At 58.5% G+C, this 14773-nt stretch carries 16 protein-coding genes; 8 read left to right on the plus strand and 8 right to left on the minus strand.

The window, feature by feature from the left end:
* The first annotated feature begins 121 nt into the window (after positions 1-121).
* The 3 genes from rpsO to AM571_RS00820 all read left to right on the plus strand — a co-directional run bounded on the left by rpsO (position 122) and on the right by AM571_RS00820 (position 3960).
* Positions 122-391: a 30S ribosomal protein S15 gene (gene rpsO / locus AM571_RS00810; RefSeq protein ID WP_026283114.1), complete on the plus strand. Its 270-nt coding sequence runs from the start codon at positions 122-124 to the stop codon at positions 389-391.
* Between the two features lie 338 nt (positions 392-729).
* Entirely contained in the window at positions 730-2871 is a 2142-nt protein-coding gene (gene pnp / locus AM571_RS00815) for a polyribonucleotide nucleotidyltransferase (RefSeq protein WP_074059761.1), read from the plus strand.
* 72 nt (positions 2872-2943) lie between these two features.
* Positions 2944-3960, plus strand: coding sequence for a class I SAM-dependent methyltransferase (locus AM571_RS00820; protein ID WP_074059762.1), 1017 nt, complete (start codon positions 2944-2946; stop codon positions 3958-3960).
* Positions 3961-4294: 334 nt separating this feature from the next.
* Here the strand turns inward: AM571_RS00820 and fabI are convergent, their stop codons facing one another.
* Genes fabI through fabA form a run of 3 tightly spaced genes read right to left on the minus strand, consistent with a single transcriptional unit; the run spans position 4295 to position 6903 of the window.
* Positions 4295-5101, minus strand: a complete 807-nt coding sequence (gene fabI, locus AM571_RS00825; protein ID WP_074059763.1) for an enoyl-ACP reductase FabI — start codon at positions 5099-5101, stop codon at positions 4295-4297.
* A gap of 4 nt (positions 5102-5105) precedes the next feature.
* On the minus strand, positions 5106-6329 hold the full coding sequence (gene fabB, locus AM571_RS00830) for a beta-ketoacyl-ACP synthase I (protein WP_074059764.1): 1224 nt from the start codon (positions 6327-6329) through the stop codon (positions 5106-5108).
* A 58-nt stretch (positions 6330-6387) separates the two neighbouring features.
* On the minus strand, positions 6388-6903 hold the full coding sequence (gene fabA / locus AM571_RS00835) for a 3-hydroxyacyl-[acyl-carrier-protein] dehydratase FabA (RefSeq protein ID WP_027510463.1): 516 nt from the start codon (positions 6901-6903) through the stop codon (positions 6388-6390).
* Positions 6904-7200: 297 nt separating this feature from the next.
* Between fabA and irrA the strand changes: the two genes are divergently transcribed.
* Positions 7201-7617 (plus strand): iron response transcriptional regulator IrrA, encoded by a 417-nt coding sequence (gene irrA / locus AM571_RS00840; RefSeq protein ID WP_074059765.1) that lies wholly within the window; start codon positions 7201-7203, stop codon positions 7615-7617.
* Positions 7618-7621: 4 nt separating this feature from the next.
* On the opposite strand, the gene AM571_RS00845 is transcribed toward irrA, so the two are convergent.
* Entirely contained in the window at positions 7622-8257 is a 636-nt protein-coding gene (locus AM571_RS00845; protein ID WP_074059766.1) for a trimeric intracellular cation channel family protein, read from the minus strand.
* Between the two features lie 119 nt (positions 8258-8376).
* Between AM571_RS00845 and AM571_RS00850 the strand changes: the two genes are divergently transcribed.
* The gene (locus AM571_RS00850; RefSeq protein ID WP_074059767.1) at positions 8377-8844 is read left to right on the plus strand and encodes a hypothetical protein; all 468 of its coding nucleotides are present in this window, start codon (positions 8377-8379) and stop codon (positions 8842-8844) included.
* Positions 8845-8848: 4 nt separating this feature from the next.
* On the opposite strand, the gene AM571_RS00855 is transcribed toward AM571_RS00850, so the two are convergent.
* On the minus strand, positions 8849-9637 hold the full coding sequence (locus tag AM571_RS00855) for a YdcF family protein (protein ID WP_074059768.1): 789 nt from the start codon (positions 9635-9637) through the stop codon (positions 8849-8851).
* A gap of 342 nt (positions 9638-9979) precedes the next feature.
* On the opposite strand from AM571_RS00855, the gene AM571_RS00860 reads away from it, so the two are divergent.
* Positions 9980-10783, plus strand: coding sequence for a helix-turn-helix domain-containing protein (locus AM571_RS00860; RefSeq protein ID WP_074059769.1), 804 nt, complete (start codon positions 9980-9982; stop codon positions 10781-10783).
* On the opposite strand, the gene AM571_RS00865 is transcribed toward AM571_RS00860, so the two are convergent.
* Entirely contained in the window at positions 10780-10998 is a 219-nt protein-coding gene (locus tag AM571_RS00865) for a hypothetical protein (protein ID WP_074059770.1), read from the minus strand. The genes AM571_RS00860 and AM571_RS00865 overlap by 4 nt on opposite strands.
* A 402-nt stretch (positions 10999-11400) precedes the next feature.
* Here AM571_RS00865 and AM571_RS00870 point away from each other — a divergent pair, with 402 nt between their 5' ends.
* Both AM571_RS00870 and AM571_RS00875 read left to right on the plus strand, forming a co-directional pair.
* Complete coding sequence (locus tag AM571_RS00870; RefSeq protein WP_074063002.1) at positions 11401-12444, plus strand: SagB/ThcOx family dehydrogenase; 1044 nt, start codon at positions 11401-11403, stop codon at positions 12442-12444.
* A gap of 103 nt (positions 12445-12547) precedes the next feature.
* Positions 12548-12904 (plus strand): helix-turn-helix domain-containing protein, encoded by a 357-nt coding sequence (locus AM571_RS00875; RefSeq protein ID WP_022713250.1) that lies wholly within the window; start codon positions 12548-12550, stop codon positions 12902-12904.
* An 80-nt stretch (positions 12905-12984) separates the two neighbouring features.
* On the opposite strand, the gene AM571_RS00880 is transcribed toward AM571_RS00875, so the two are convergent.
* Both AM571_RS00880 and dnaJ read right to left on the minus strand, forming a co-directional pair.
* Positions 12985-13191: a hypothetical protein gene (locus tag AM571_RS00880; protein ID WP_074059771.1), complete on the minus strand. Its 207-nt coding sequence runs from the start codon at positions 13189-13191 to the stop codon at positions 12985-12987.
* A 377-nt stretch (positions 13192-13568) separates the two neighbouring features.
* Positions 13569-14711: a molecular chaperone DnaJ gene (gene dnaJ, locus AM571_RS00885; protein WP_074059772.1), complete on the minus strand. Its 1143-nt coding sequence runs from the start codon at positions 14709-14711 to the stop codon at positions 13569-13571.
* Between the last annotated feature and the right edge of the window lie 62 nt (positions 14712-14773).

Raw genomic sequence — 14773 nt, forward strand, 5'->3', positions numbered from 1 at the left:
CGGCTCATTTGGTTTATAGGCAGCGCCAGCATCAGGCAGGACCTGAGTGCGTTCGCGGCCGAAGCTGGACGACATCCCGGCTTTTGGCGACCTTATCTCCTCTCATAGAAAGGAACATTCGATGTCGATTACAGCTGAGCGCAAGACGGCTCTCATCAAGGAATACGCAACGTTTGAAGGCGACACCGGTTCTCCGGAAGTTCAGGTCGCGATCCTGACCGAGCGTATCAACAACCTGACGGAACACTTCAAGGGCCACAAGAAGGATAACCATTCCCGCCGTGGCCTGCTGACGATGGTTTCGAGCCGCCGCTCGCTTCTTGACTATCTCAAGAAGAAGAACGAAGGCCGCTACACCAAGCTGATCACCAGCCTGGGTATCCGCCGCTAATGATTTCCGGCGGGCGTTCCTTATGGACGCCCGCCGGATGCTTTTGAGGGGGCCGATGGCCCCATGAAATTCTGCCGCCGCGCCCTATCTTCGCGTGGAGGAAGTAGGTGGAGCCGGATGGGCCGGTTCTGCCAGACCAACCGTTGACCTGTCATGGGGCAGGATTGCCGGATGCTTTCGGCCAAAGTCTTTCAAGGAGGGCTTTGGTCCGGTTTCTCAGGAAGCCGGGAATGAAAAGCCTCCCGTTGTCTTGCCCATGATACGTCACACCAATTGCGGTCGACTGTGCGCTGCGCTTTCCGCGACGGCGCGCGCTCCCGCATCGAAGGACAAGACATATGTTCGATACCCATACCGTGGAAATCGAGTGGGCTGGCCGCCCGCTGAAGCTCGAAACTGGCAAGATCGCCCGTCAGGCCGATGGTGCCGTTCTCGCGACCTACGGCGAAACCGTGGTTCTCGCCACCGTCGTTTCCGCCAAGGCGCCGAAGCCGGGCCAGGACTTCTTTCCGCTCACCGTGAACTACCAGGAAAAGACCTACGCAGCCGGCAAGATCCCGGGCGGCTATTTCAAGCGCGAAGGCCGTCCGAGCGAAAACGAAACCCTCGTTTCCCGCCTGATCGACCGTCCGATCCGTCCGCTGTTCCCGGAAGGCTACAAGAACGACACGCAGGTCGTCGTCACTGTCGTGCAGCATGACCTGGAGAACAACCCGGACATCCTGTCGATGATCGCGACCTCGGCTGCCCTGACGCTTTCCGGCGTTCCCTTTATGGGGCCGGTCGGCGGAGCGCGCGTCGGATATATCAATGGCGAATATGTCCTGAACCCGCATCTCGACGAGATGGACGAATCGAGCCTCGATCTCGTCGTCGCCGGCACGCATGACGCGGTCCTGATGGTCGAATCCGAAGCCAAGGAGCTTCCGGAAGACGTGATGCTCGGCGCCGTGATGTTCGGCCACAGGGGCTTCCAGCCGGTTCTCGAAGCGATCATCAAGCTCGCTGAAGTAGCCGCCAAGGAACCTCGCGATTTTGCACCGGAAGACTATTCCGCCCTCGAAAACGAAATGCTTGGCCTGGCAGAGGCCGAACTTCGCGAAGCCTACAAGATCATCCAGAAGGCTGATCGCTACGCTGCTGTCGATGCCGTCAAGGCGAAGGTAAAGGAGCACTTCCTGCCGGAAGAAGGCGAAGCGAAGTATACAGCCGAAGAAGTCGGCGCGATTTTCAAGCACCTGCAGGCAAAGATCGTTCGCTGGAACATTCTCGACACCAAGAGCCGCATTGACGGCCGCGACCTCGAGACCGTTCGCCCGATCGTCGCCGAAGTCGGTCTGCTGCCGCGCACGCATGGTTCGGCTCTGTTCACCCGCGGTGAAACACAGGCGATCGTCGTTGCCACGCTCGGCACCGGCGAAGACGAGCAGTACGTCGATTCCTTGACGGGAATGTACAAGGAAAACTTCATGCTGCACTACAACTTCCCGCCCTACTCGGTCGGTGAAACGGGCCGCATGGGTTCCCCGGGCCGCCGCGAGATCGGCCATGGCAAGCTTGCATGGCGCGCCATCCACCCGATGCTGCCGTCGGTCGAGCAGTTCCCGTATACGCTGCGCGTCGTCTCGGAAATCACCGAGTCCAATGGTTCCTCCTCGATGGCAACCGTGTGCGGTACTTCGCTGGCACTGATGGATGCAGGCGTTCCGCTCGCAAAGCCGGTCGCCGGTATCGCCATGGGCCTGATCAAGGAGGAAGAGCGCTTCGCCGTCCTTTCCGACATCCTCGGCGATGAAGACCATCTCGGCGACATGGACTTCAAGGTTGCCGGCACGGAAGCAGGCATCACCTCGCTGCAGATGGATATCAAGATCCACGGCATCACCGAAGAGATCATGCAGATCGCCTTGAACCAGGCCAAGGGTGGCCGTCTGCATATCCTCGGCGAGATGGCGAAGGCCATTTCCGAAAGCCGCGGCCAGCTCGGTGAATTCGCACCTCGTATCGAAGTCATGAACATCCCGGTCGACAAGATCCGTGAAGTCATTGGCTCCGGCGGCAAGGTCATTCGCGAGATCGTCGAAAAGACGGGCGCGAAGATCAACATCGAAGACGACGGCACCGTCAAGATCGCATCGTCTTCCGGCAAGGAAATCGAAGCGGCCCGCAAGTGGATCCACTCGATCGTGGCCGAGCCGGAGATTGGCCAGATCTACGAGGGCACGGTCGTCAAGACCGCCGACTTCGGCGCTTTCGTCAACTTCTTCGGCGCCCGTGATGGCCTCGTCCACATTTCGCAGCTGGCTTCCGAGCGCGTTGCGAAGACGCAGGACGTCGTCAAGGAAGGACAGAAGGTCTGGGTCAAGCTCCTCGGTTTCGACGAGCGTGGCAAGGTCCGCCTGTCGATGAAGGTCGTCGACCAGACGACTGGCCAGGAAATTCCGGCTGCCGAAAAGAAGAAGGAGGAGGCGGCTGAGTAAGCCGCGCCTTTAAACCATTCGCGGGCGCGGGATTTTCTCGCGCCCTTTTTTGTATGAAATCGAGAAGAGATCATGAGCCGCGAATCGTTGAAGACCCTGCTCCATCCATTTGCGAGCGGTACCATTGATCCGCCGCGCGAGGGCGAGCGCGTGCTGTTCCTGGGGGCCGAAGCAGGCTTTGTGCTGCCGGAGGGCTTTTCCGCGTCTCTCAGCGCCGTGCAGGGCTTCCGACCGCTCTACAGGCAGCTTCTGTCGCAGCGGATCGAAGTATGGCCTGAGATCGAAGGCGAAGATTATGATGCGGCGCTCGTGCTCTGCACCAAGCACAAGGGCGAGAACGAAGCGAATATCGCTGCAGCACTTTCCCGCTTGAAGGCCGGCGGCCTGATCGTCGTTGCCGGCGGCAAGGAAGACGGCATCCAGCCGCTGCGCAAACATCTGGAAGGCTTCGGCTTCGATATCAGACACATGCCGAAATATCACGGTGTTGCATTCTGGTTTATGCGCCCGGTGGACGTCAGCGAAGCCGTATCGAAATTTGCCAAGTCACCGGTGCGCGTGGACGGGCGCTTCCATGCATCAGCCGGCATGTTTTCGCATGACCGCATCGATGACGGCTCGGAGTTGCTCGCCTCGCGCCTTCCGACAAATTTCACCGGCGACGCAGCCGATTTCGGTGCAGGCTGGGGTTATCTCTCGGTCGAGCTTGCGCAGAAGTCGCCGAACCTCGATCGCCTCGACCTCTACGAGGCCAACCACGCGGCTTTGGAGGCCGCCAAGGCCAATCTTGCGGAGAACTGCCCGAACGCACCGGCACGCTTCTTCTGGCACGATCTGGCGGCCGAACCGGTCAAGGACAGGTACGATTTGATCGTCATGAACCCGCCCTTTCATGAAGGGCACGCGGCGGAGCCTTCGCTCGGGCAAGCAATGATCAAGACGGCTGCATCGGCGCTGCGCGGCGGCGGCCGTCTCATGCTCGTCGCCAATCGCGGTTTGCCATACGAGCCGGTGCTTGCTGCAAACTTCAAGGAAAGCGGCGAAACCTGCCGAAACGCGCGCTTCAAAGTGCTCTGGGCGAAGAAATAAGAATGGCGGCCAGTCCGCCGTCCCTCAACCTGAGTGTTCCTCGCAGGGCTGGCAGAACACCAGGATCGCCATTGACTGACGCCCGGCTCATCCCGCAAGAAGCCTTATAGGCGCCTGTCTCGACGCACATTCGAATTACTGGCTGCTTGAGCTTGTGCCAGATTGTCGCGGCGATCTGTAAGGAGCGCCTTTCGGAACTGGAACTCGCGCGGTGACGACTAAAGGCTTTGCGGACTCTGTCCGGCAAAGGAGCATATACCTGCTCGGGCCGTTCCGTTGATGGAAACCGGCTCCTGCTGCTGGGCCAACAGGCGTCGCCAGTTCGTCGTCTCGCTTACTCGACATCTGCCTTGCGCAGCGTATCCAGCGTCGGCATCGAGGTTATGTTGTAGCCGGCGTCCACAAAATGGATTTCGCCGGTCACGCCTGCCGACAGATCGGAGAGCAGGTAGAGGGCAGAATTGCCGACGTGATCGATGCTGACTGTCTTGCGCAGGGGAGCATTGCGCTGATTCCAGGAGAGGATTGCACGGGCATCCGAAATACCGGCGCCGGCCAGCGTGCGGATCGGTCCTGCGGATATGGCGTTAACGCGGATGCCGCGCGGCCCGTAGTCGGCCGCAAGATAGCGCACGGAGGCCTCCAGGGCAGCCTTTGCGACCCCCATGACGTTGTAGTTCGGAATGACGCGCGTTGAACCGTTATAAGTCAGCGTCAGCATCGAACTGCCCTCGCTCATCAACGGTGCACAGCGCCTGGCGATTTCCGTAAAGGAAAAGCAGGAGATGATCATCGTTCGGCTGAAGTTTTCGCGCGTGGTATCCGCATAGAGGCCTTTCAGCTCGTTCTTGTCGGAAAAACCGATGGCATGGACGATGAAATCCAGTTTGCCCCATCGCTCCTCCAGGGCACCGACAACGCCGTCGACTGAGGCAATGTCTTCGACGTCGCAGGGAACGACGAAATCCGAGCCGACTTCTGCTGCAAGTGGTTTCACCCGCTTGCCAAGCGCCTCTCCCTGATAGGTGAAGGCAAGCTCGGCGCCTTGGGCTGCAAGCGCCCTTGATATACCCCAGGCGATAGAATGGTTGTTGGCGACGCCCATGATGAGCCCGCGCTTACCCTGCATGATTGCGGTCATGTTCTTATCCGTTGTAGCGCTGGAAAACGAGCGTTGCGTTGGTGCCGCCGAAGCCGAAGGAGTTGGAGAGGGCGATGTCGATCTTGGCGTTGTCGATGCGCTTGCGCACGATCGGCACTCCATCGAATTCGGGATCGAGTTCATTGATGTGGGCGCTTTCACCGATGAAGCCTTCCTGCATCATCAGGATCGAATAAATCGACTCCTGGACGCCGGCTGCACCCAGCGAATGACCCGTCAGCGACTTGGTCGACTGGATGTGAGGCATCTTGTCGCCGAAGACCTCCCGGATCGCGCCGATTTCCTTGCTGTCGCCCACCGGCGTCGAGGTTCCGTGCGTATTGATATAATCGATATCACCCTTCACCGTGGAGAGGGCCTGGCGCATGCAGCGCACGGCGCCTTCGCCGGAAGGAGCGACCATGTCGTAACCGTCGGAGGTCGCGCCGTAGCCGACGATCTCGGCGTAGATCTTCGCGCCGCGTGCCTTGGCATGCTCCAACTCTTCTAGAACGAGAACGCCGGCACCACCGGCGATGACGAAGCCGTCACGGTTGACGTCGTAGGCTCGCGAAGCCGTTTCAGGTGTTTCGTTGTACTTTGAGGACATCGCGCCCATGGCGTCGAAGAGGTTGGACATAGTCCAGTCGAGGTCTTCGTGACCACCGGCGAACATCACGTCCTGCTTGCCCCACTGGATCATTTCCGCGGCATTGCCGATGCAGTGAGCAGAAGTCGAGCAGGCCGACGAGATCGAGTAGTTGACGCCGTGGATCTTGAACCAGGTTGCAAGTGTCGCCGATGCCGTGGACGACATCGCCTTGGGCACGGCAAACGGGCCGATGCGCTTCGGGCTGTTGTTCTTGATGGTGATCTCGGCAGCTTCGATCAGCGTGCGGGTGGACGGACCGCCGGAGCCCATGATGATGCCGGTGCGTTCGTTACCGCTGATCACGGACTCCTCGAGACCGGAATCTGCGATCGCCTGCTTCATGGCGACATGGTTCCAGGCGCCCCCTTGTGAGAGAAAGCGCATTGCCCGGCGATCGACCAGATCGGTCGGATCGAGGCTGGGACGGCCCCAGACCTGGCACTTGAAGCCATGCTCGGCAAAATCGTTGGAGAAGGAAATGCCGGACTTGGCATCGCGCAGCGAGGCCGTGACCTCAGCGGCATCATTGCCGATCGAGGAAACAACGCCCAGACCCGTGACAACTACCCGTCTCATGTGTTTCGACCTTTTCGTTTTTTCTATCTGGAATGCCAGGCCGTTCCGCCCGGTACAGTCAGGCAGCCTTTTCCTGGAAAAGGCCGACGCGCAAATCGGTAGCCTTGTAGATGACCTCACCGTCGGCCTTCATCCAGCCATCGGCGATGCCGAGAACGAGACGGCCGCGCATGACGCGCTTGAAGTCGATGCCGTATTCGACAAGCTTTGTCTTCGGCGTCACCATGCCGGTGAACTTCACCTCGCCGGTAGAGATTGCCCGGCCCTTGCCAGGCTCGCCGAGCCAGCCGAGGAAGAAGCCGGTCAGCTGCCACATTGCGTCGAGGCCGAGGCAGCCAGGCATCACGGGATCGCCCATGAAGTGGCAGGGGAAGAACCACAGGTCCGGCGTGATGTCGAATTCGGCGCGAATGAAACCCTTGCCATGCGGTCCACCATCTTCGGAAATCTGCGTAATGCGATTGAACATCAGCATCGGCGGCAGCGGCAGCTGCGCGTTACCCGGGCCGAACATTTCACCGCGGCCGCAGGTCAAAATTTCCTCATAGGTGAAGCTGGATTGTTTCGTCGTCATCAAAATTCTGTTTCCCCCGCACGTGTCGATGGAGTGAGTGTTTAGTCCAAGTTCGAAGGAAAATGAAGCATAAGCATGACTAGTTCTACCTCGCCCTTGAACCGACTTGTCGCCTTATTTGGTGGTCGCATACAGGAAGGCCAAGGCCCCGGCCAGACCCAAATGCGTCAAAAGCCCGATTTTCCGGCGTTTCGGGGGGCATTGTCCCCATTGGAACTATTGAAAGGCTTCCTCGCAGAAGATATATGGCTTAGGAAACCTGATTGATTTACGCTAGAATACCGGAGTTCTTTCCTTATGGCGGCTGCAGCCCCAATCGCAATCGAAGCCAGACTGCGCAGCGCCGGCCTGCGACCGACGCGTCAGCGCGTTGCGCTCGGCGATCTGCTTTTTGCGAAGGGCGACCGGCATCTGACGGTCGAGGAGCTGCACGAGGAAGCGGTCAGCGCCGGCGTTCCGGTTTCTCTGGCGACCGTCTACAACACGCTGCACCAGTTTACCGAAGCCGGCATGATCCGTGTTCTCGCCGTCGAGAGTGCCAAGACCTATTTTGACACCAACGTCTCCGATCATCATCACTTCTTTGTCGAAGGCGACAATGAAGTGCTGGACATTCCGGTCAGCAACCTGACGATCGGCAATCTGCCGGAGCCGCCGCACGGCATGGAAATTGCCCATGTCGACGTTGTAATCCGCCTGCGCCCGAAGCGCTGAATTTTCACATGACATCGTCAGGGTGGCGACCGGGCCTGTGCCGATAGGTCGGGAATGTCCATCCGAACCATAATGCGCCGCCGCGTACGGCGAAGGCGGCGACAACGCCAAGTGTGGATGCGCCATAAAGCGGCAGGCCGAGTTCGGTTGCACCGGTAAAGATTGCCGCACCGAAAAGCGCTGCTGTGATGTAGATTTCCGGCCTCAGGAGCACGGAAGGCTCGTTAGCCATCAGATCGCGCAACACGCCCCCGAAGGTCGCTGTCAATGTCCCTGTCACGATTGCGATCGTCGGTGAGCCTGTCGCAGCAAGTCCCTTTGCCGCACCCATGACGCAATAGGCGGAAAGCCCCACTGCATCGAGCCAGATCAGCAGCCGGTAGCGCGACTCCACGAGATGGGCGGTGAAGAAAACCAAGATGCCTACCAGACAGCAGATGACGATATAGGCTGGGTTCAGCACCCAGAACACAGGCACGCGGCCAAGCACGATATCGCGGACCGTGCCGCCGCCGGTGCCTGTTACCATCGCGAAGAACAGGAAGCCGATGAGGTCGAGCTGCTTGCGCGAGGCGGCCAGGGCGCCTGTCGCGGCAAAGAGTGCGATGCCAGCATAATCGAGATAGACGAGCAGAGACATTGATTGGCCCCCAGAGCCGGCAGACGATGCTGAACTGAATCACGGCGGCAAGGGCGGCGCAAGGCGGATCGTCCAGAATGCGCACCTGTCAGTCTCCTACCCGACAAAAGAGGAAAGCCGTGAAAGCGCTTCTCATCGTCCTGAACCTCATAGCCCTCCTTGTGGCTTGGCCCGCCTGTGCGCAGCAATCGCTGATCTCGGATCCGGAAATCTACGAGAAGAAGCATTTCACCAAGCAATGTGCGAAGGCCGAATTTTCTGACGTTTACGTCACGCGCCAGGACATCAACAATGACGGCCTTGTCGACGCCGTGGTCAATGAGGGCGAATTGACCTGCGACGGAAAAAAGGGGCCCCAGTGCAACGACGATGGCTGCACCTATAATTTCTACCTGCAGGTGGCCGAGGGCGGCTATTTCATGATCGCGACGGCGCAGATTTACGGCTACGACTTCATCAAGCGCTTCGGCAATATGGTGCTCGCCATGAAGATGCATCCGCGCTTCTGCGATCGCACCGACGGCGGTCCCTGCATCGTAACGGCGCGCGTTCGCGGCACCAAGTTTGTTACCATTTCAAAGAAATAGTGGTTCAGCCTGGATAGAGATCTGACGTTCGTCCGGCCAAGTAATAGCCGACGAGGCCGAACCATTCGCGCACGGAGGTCGCCATGTTGTGGGCATTGAGGCTCGGTTGCGTGAAGTCGATGCCCAGCGCCACATGACCGTCCGTCCGGTAATCGGTCGGCCACGGCACGACATCGATGCCCTGTTTGCGGAAAATGCCGACCGAACGCGGCATGTGATAGCCGGATGTGATCATCAGGCAATTCGAAAGTCCCTGGCTTGCAAGCAGTTCCTTGGTATTGATCGCATTTTCGAAGGTCGTGCGGGATGTTCTGTCTTCGACAAGCCGTTCGCGCGCAATCCCGAAAAGCGGAAAGAAGCGCGCCGAGGCGGCTGCATCGCCTTCATAGTTTCCAGAAATCGAGCCATCTCCACCGGAAATCAGGATACGCGATTGTGGATATTGCCGCGCCAGCCGCAACGCTTCGATAAAACGGTCGGCGCCGGCATTGAACTCGATTCCCTGGCTGGTCGTATTCACTTCATTTTCAAAGGCGCCGCCGAGAACGATCATGCATTGCAAGCTATCCGGATCTCGGTCCGGCTTTGGAAAACGCAACTCCAGATCCTGGAGCAGGTAATTGCCTGTTGTGGTGAAGAGGATGACGAAAAGCAGCAGTGTTGCGAGCGCCGAGAAAAGCGCGGCGAGCCTCCTGAAGCCGAGAACGACGGCAAGGAATGCAAAGAGAATTAGAAAGAACACCAGCGAAAGCGGCTGGCCGAAGACCCAGACTAACTTCGAGAACAGAAACACCGGTACCCCCTGTCAGAACCAGCCGCATTCTATCCGATTCGATTATGACGGGAATGACGGACGCATGGCGCGATCGAAAGCTCTTATTGGAGCGGCGTTCTCGCATAGACCCTTTTCCTCTCGGCTGTTGGGTCATGCCGGTTGTCCGGCGCATCACTTCATTCGTCGTTGAATACAAAAGAAAAGGACTACCGGCAGACCACCAGGCCTGCCGGTACTGCGTATCGTCCCCCAGCTCGGGCTTACTCGGATCACCCCCGAATTTGTCTTGCCGCCCGTTTGTGTTCCGTCTTTCGAGCCGCTAGTTTGGGGCCGACTCATCTCCTGGAAGCCATCGCGGACATGTCTGCACTTGAGAATTTCGCCGAAAACCTGCGGCGCCTCTGCCTCGCCAAGGCAGGCAGCATCAGCGCTGCCGCGCGCGGCATGCAAATCGGCCGCTCGCAGATTGAATCCTATCTTCAGGCACGGCGCGCACCGGGCCGGGCTTCTGTAAAGAAGATCTGCGAATATCTCGCTGTAACCGAGGAAGAGATGTACCAGCGGCCGGTTGCGGTCGATTTGGACCACGGTCGTCCATCGGCTCAGCGCATCCTCTCGGCTGCGCGGGATGCACTGGAACCGCTCCTCTTTGCCGATCCTTCCGCCGGTATCGCACCGGGCATTTATCATGCCTACATGTCGATCCCTGGTACGCCGGAGAGCCTGCTTTGTGCCGTTGTTGTAATTGCCAAGCAGGGAAACGCCACGACGTTTAGGCGCCTCACCAATCGAGCGATCAAGAAGGGCGAATATTGGTCCCGCTTCACCGGCGATCACAAAGGCATCGTGGTCGAGCGGCTCAACTGCCTTTCCTTCGTCGCGGCCAATCAGATTGGTACGCAAGAGCCGACGCTGATGCGTCTTCGGTGGCTGCCATTCTCCGAGAAGCTGCTCGGAGGGCACGCCATGATTTTCACGCCGGCTGGACCGTCCTTCAGCGCCGTTGTGATGGTGCCGCTGAGCACGAAGATCAACCTCAGAACGGCGCTGCGCCTCGCGAAAGTCTACCGAACGGCCGATGAGGCCGTTCCGCGGATCGTGCGGGACATGATTACCCAGCAGCGTGCCGATTTCATCTCTTCGGTCGCACGCGACCTCGGTTAGTTGAGCGACAACCCGGCTTCATGGGTCGTGGGTGCGTGATCGACGTTGACGCGGTGCGCCTCGATCAGCGCCATAGACAATAGGTAGGTCAGCATCGGCTGCCGGGCGCTGCGGCTTTGCGCGATCAGCGTGTTCAGCATGTCGATCGTATAGTCACAGACCCCATCATCCAAAATCAGCGTTTGTTCGGCTTGTGCAGTCTTTTTATGGGCCATCGTGCTTTCTCCGGCGGCTTGTCGAGTTCATTCGCGCATTATGATTGGCATAATTCACATTTTTCGGCTAGATATTTCTGTATAAATACAAATATAACGATTTTAATTCAGAAATTTGCGATTTTTGACTTAAATTGAAGCAATGCGACACTATGATGTATCAAACTAATATTTGTGAATTAATCGAATATTTGCGGTTGGCGTCTCATTGTTCGGGCTGCGATCAACACCGATTGCTTTCGAACCGAGGAGATGGAGCATGCAGAAGAAGAGCAAGCCGAACCTTAAGGTTACCGCAGCCAAGGCCAAGCCTACCTTTGTCAGGCGCGGCATGATGTTCCGCATCGATTAAGCAATGAGATGCCTGCCGGACGAATGAGTTGCGGCGGGCATTTTCCTGCGATGCGCTATCGTTCCTCCCGCACGCTCGTCTTCCATAATGATGGCGCCGAGTTCGTCGCCTGCAATTTCCTCACCAAGGCTGTCTTCGAGTGCAGCCCGGACCTTTTGGATTTCTTGCGCGCCATTGCCGAGTGGAGTGACCGCGCCGCAATCCGCGATCAAGCGCCCGGTCACAGCGAGGACGAACTCGATGAAACGCTTGTGGCGCTTGTCGAGATGTCTGCACTGGTCGTCGAGGGATCAGAACTTCAAATGCGGGAGGACGCCTTTTGTCAACATTGGAAGTGGGGCCTTCCCGCCGCCCTGATGCATTTTTGCGTTCAGGACCCCGATTACATGTCCCTCGACGAGGCCGAAGATCTGCAGCGCGCTGCGCTCGCAAGCGATGGCGATATCGAGCTTTACAGCCTGAATTCGGGGCAAGGCGATGTCGTTTCGCTATCGGGCCGACCCTTTGGGAATTCTTTGCTGGAACTGATGGCGAGGCGGCGGACTCAACGCAAAGGTCTTGCGAAGGCCGTGTCATTGCCCGCGCTCTCGGAAGCGCTCTTTGCGGGTCTTGGGATCACCGGCGCTGCGCAAAATTCCGTGGTGACGCTGCCGCTGTCGATGACACCGTCTGGGGGGGCGCGCAATCCTTATGAAGCCTATGTTTTTGTGAAGGCGGTCGACGGGCTATCGCCAGGCATTTATCACTATTCGGCCTTCGAGCATTCGCTGGCTAAGATATCGGACGCTACGCCCCCTCTTGCCGATCTGGTGGGCGGCCAGGAATGGGCCGATACCATGCCCTGCATGATCGTGCTTGTTGCCCATATGGACCGCAGCATGTGGAAATACAGCGATGCCAATGCCTACCGCGTGGTTTTGATCGAGGCTGGGCACATTGGGCAAAACATCATGCTTTCGGCGACGGCGCACGGCATGACGGCTTGCCCAACCGCAGCTCTGAGCCATTCGCGGATCGGCGAACTGGTTGGTCTGCGCAATCCTGCTCATGCGCCGATCTACGCACTGACGCTCGGTTTTCCTGACGTAACGTAAAGCCCAAAAAAAGTCGGTTGAATTTTGCAACTATCGGGTTGAGTTCTGCTCAAGAACCGGCATAGTATCGTTATAAATTCATTAATAAATGAGGGAATGCTAGGTGCCGGATCCCGTAGATATCCTCGTCGGTCGCAATGTCAGACAGCTCCGCGCCCGCCGCCGTGTCTCGCAACTGGAACTGGGGGAAGCCCTTGGACTGACGTTCCAGCAAATTCAGAAATACGAAAAGGGCACCAACCGCGTCTCCGCCAGCAAGTTGCACCAGATCGCGGTCTTTCTTGGCGTTGAGATCTCCGCACTCTTTGAAGGCGCGGAAACCTCGCAATTTCCGTCAAAAGTTGCGTTGAGCCCCGAGGCTTATGAGCTGGCTGTCAATTACGACAGGCTCCACTCACCTGCGGGCAAAGAAGCGGTCAAGACTATTCTGACGCTGATGAGCGCTGAAAAAGCTGCCTGACGCGCCAATAGCGGCGCCATAACAGAGAACATCCCGGTACCTTATGCCCGCCGCAGGCGGGTTTCTTTTGTCCCGGGGTTCTAATGAAGATCGCGCTCGTGAAGCGCTACAAGCAAGTCGTCCTGAGTGTGGTGCCCGGCATGATAAAGGTCGATTGCGATGCTGGCGATCGAGAGGCCCTGCTGGCTGCGAAGCTTGATGTTGCGCTCGGCGCACCAAGCATAAATTGCCCCGGCGAGGACGTCGACGTCATCCGGCTGAAAGGACAGGGAGGCTGCTGCCGTCATGGAAGTGACCTTCAATTGGTTTGTTCCCCAGAGTTATGCGGCTAGTAGTGATGCCATTTCAGCAGGTTGCAAGCGGCTTCCGCAGCCTGCGTTAACGCAGGACGTATCGCCGGCCCTCTCTGTATCGAATTGGAACAGAAATGGGCGGCTTTACGGAGCGGCTCTGAAGACGTGTGGTTTTGAGACATGCCCCTGTGGCGGTTGGCGCGCGTTGGCCCGTGGCTTCCGGGTCGTCCGCCAGAGGCCACCGTGATAGGCTAAGTTGTGCCCGTTCCCGGCTCCGATGACGCCAGCCCGGGCGGGCTCCTTTCCGGCATGAAAAAAAGCCGGGATTAAAACCCCGGCTTTCGACTCGTCTAATGTTTGCCCGCCAGTCGCTATCCCTCGAAGAATTCCTTCATGCGCGCAAAGAATCCTGTCGATTCCGGATTGTTCTCCTTCGAGGAAAGCTGCTCGAACTCCTGGAGAAGCTCGCGCTGCCGCTTAGAGAGCTTTTGTGGCGTTTCGATCTGGATCTGGATGTAGAGGTCGCCCGTCTGGCTGGAACGCAGCACCGGCATGCCTTTGCCTTTGAGGCGGAACTGCTTGCCGGCCTGCGTGCCTTCTGGAACGGAGACGCGCGACTTCGTGCCGTCGAGCGTCCCCACATCGAAAGTGCCGCCGAGTGCTGCCGTCGTCATCGAGATTGGAACGGCGCAATAGAGGTCGGCTCCGTCGCGCTGATAGAATTCATGCGGCTTCACAGACAGGAAGATATAGAGATCGCCCGCCGGTCCGCCGCGCATGCCAGCCTCGCCTTCGCCCTGCAAGCGGATGCGCGTGCCGTCTTCGATGCCAGCTGGAATATTGACCGAGAGCGAACGCTCTTCCGTCACCCGGCCCTGGCCATGGCACTTCGGGCATGGATCGGGAATGATCTGGCCGCGGCCATGGCAGGTCGGGCAGGTTCGTTCGATCGAGAAGAAGCCCTGCGCCGCGCGAACGCGGCCGGAGCCCTGACAGGTGCCGCAGGTTTTCGGTTGCGTGCCGGGCTTGGCGCCCGAACCCGAGCACATATCGCAGGTGATCGAGGTTGGAACGCGGATCTGCGCCGTCTTGCCGGAGAAAGCCTCTTCCAGCGAAATTTCCATATTGTAACGGAGGTCGGCACCACGCTCGCGTCCGCCGGATGAGCGCTGCCGTCCCCGGCCACCACCCATCATCTCGCCGAATATGTCTTCGAAGATGTCGGAGAAACCGCCGCCACCGGCAAAGCCCGCACCGCCGCCGAAGCCGCCAGCACCCATGCCGCCATGCTCGAAGGCTGCGTGACCATAACGGTCGTAGGCCGCTCGCTTCTGCGGGTCCTTCAGCGTTTCATAGGCTTCGTTGATTTCTTTGAACTTGATTTCGGCGCTCTTATCGTCCGGATTCTTGTCCGGATGATATTTCATTGCCAGTTTGCGGAAGGCGCTTTTCAGCTCTTTTTCATCCGCCGTTTTGGCGACGCCCAGAGTTTCGTAAAAGTCCGCTTTTGCCAATTTAAACCCCGGAAATGGATTTCCGGCTGCCCTCGGGCAGCCGGATTGCAGTGTTTAGCATA

Source organism: Rhizobium etli 8C-3, assembly GCF_001908375.1.
Classification (GTDB): Bacteria; Pseudomonadota; Alphaproteobacteria; order Rhizobiales; family Rhizobiaceae; genus Rhizobium; species Rhizobium etli_B.

Bases quoted from the DNA above. Each gene is read 5' to 3' on its own strand.
- rpsO (WP_026283114.1), top strand. From the start codon at position 122: ATGTCGATTACAGCTGAGCGCAAGACGGCTCTCATCAAGGAATACGCA.
- pnp (WP_074059761.1), top strand. From the start codon at position 730: ATGTTCGATACCCATACCGTGGAAATCGAGTGGGCTGGCCGCCCGCTG.
- AM571_RS00820 (WP_074059762.1), top strand. From the start codon at position 2,944: ATGAGCCGCGAATCGTTGAAGACCCTGCTCCATCCATTTGCGAGCGGT.
- fabI (WP_074059763.1), bottom strand. From the start codon at position 5,101: ATGACCGCAATCATGCAGGGTAAGCGCGGGCTCATCATGGGCGTCGCC.
- fabB (WP_074059764.1), bottom strand. From the start codon at position 6,329: ATGAGACGGGTAGTTGTCACGGGTCTGGGCGTTGTTTCCTCGATCGGC.
- fabA (WP_027510463.1), bottom strand. From the start codon at position 6,903: ATGACGACGAAACAATCCAGCTTCACCTATGAGGAAATTTTGACCTGC.
- irrA (WP_074059765.1), top strand. From the start codon at position 7,201: ATGGCGGCTGCAGCCCCAATCGCAATCGAAGCCAGACTGCGCAGCGCC.
- AM571_RS00845 (WP_074059766.1), bottom strand. From the start codon at position 8,257: ATGTCTCTGCTCGTCTATCTCGATTATGCTGGCATCGCACTCTTTGCC.
- AM571_RS00860 (WP_074059769.1), top strand. From the start codon at position 9,980: ATGTCTGCACTTGAGAATTTCGCCGAAAACCTGCGGCGCCTCTGCCTC.
- AM571_RS00865 (WP_074059770.1), bottom strand. From the start codon at position 10,998: ATGGCCCATAAAAAGACTGCACAAGCCGAACAAACGCTGATTTTGGAT.
- AM571_RS00870 (WP_074063002.1), top strand. From the start codon at position 11,401: ATGCGCTATCGTTCCTCCCGCACGCTCGTCTTCCATAATGATGGCGCC.
- AM571_RS00880 (WP_074059771.1), bottom strand. From the start codon at position 13,191: ATGACGGCAGCAGCCTCCCTGTCCTTTCAGCCGGATGACGTCGACGTC.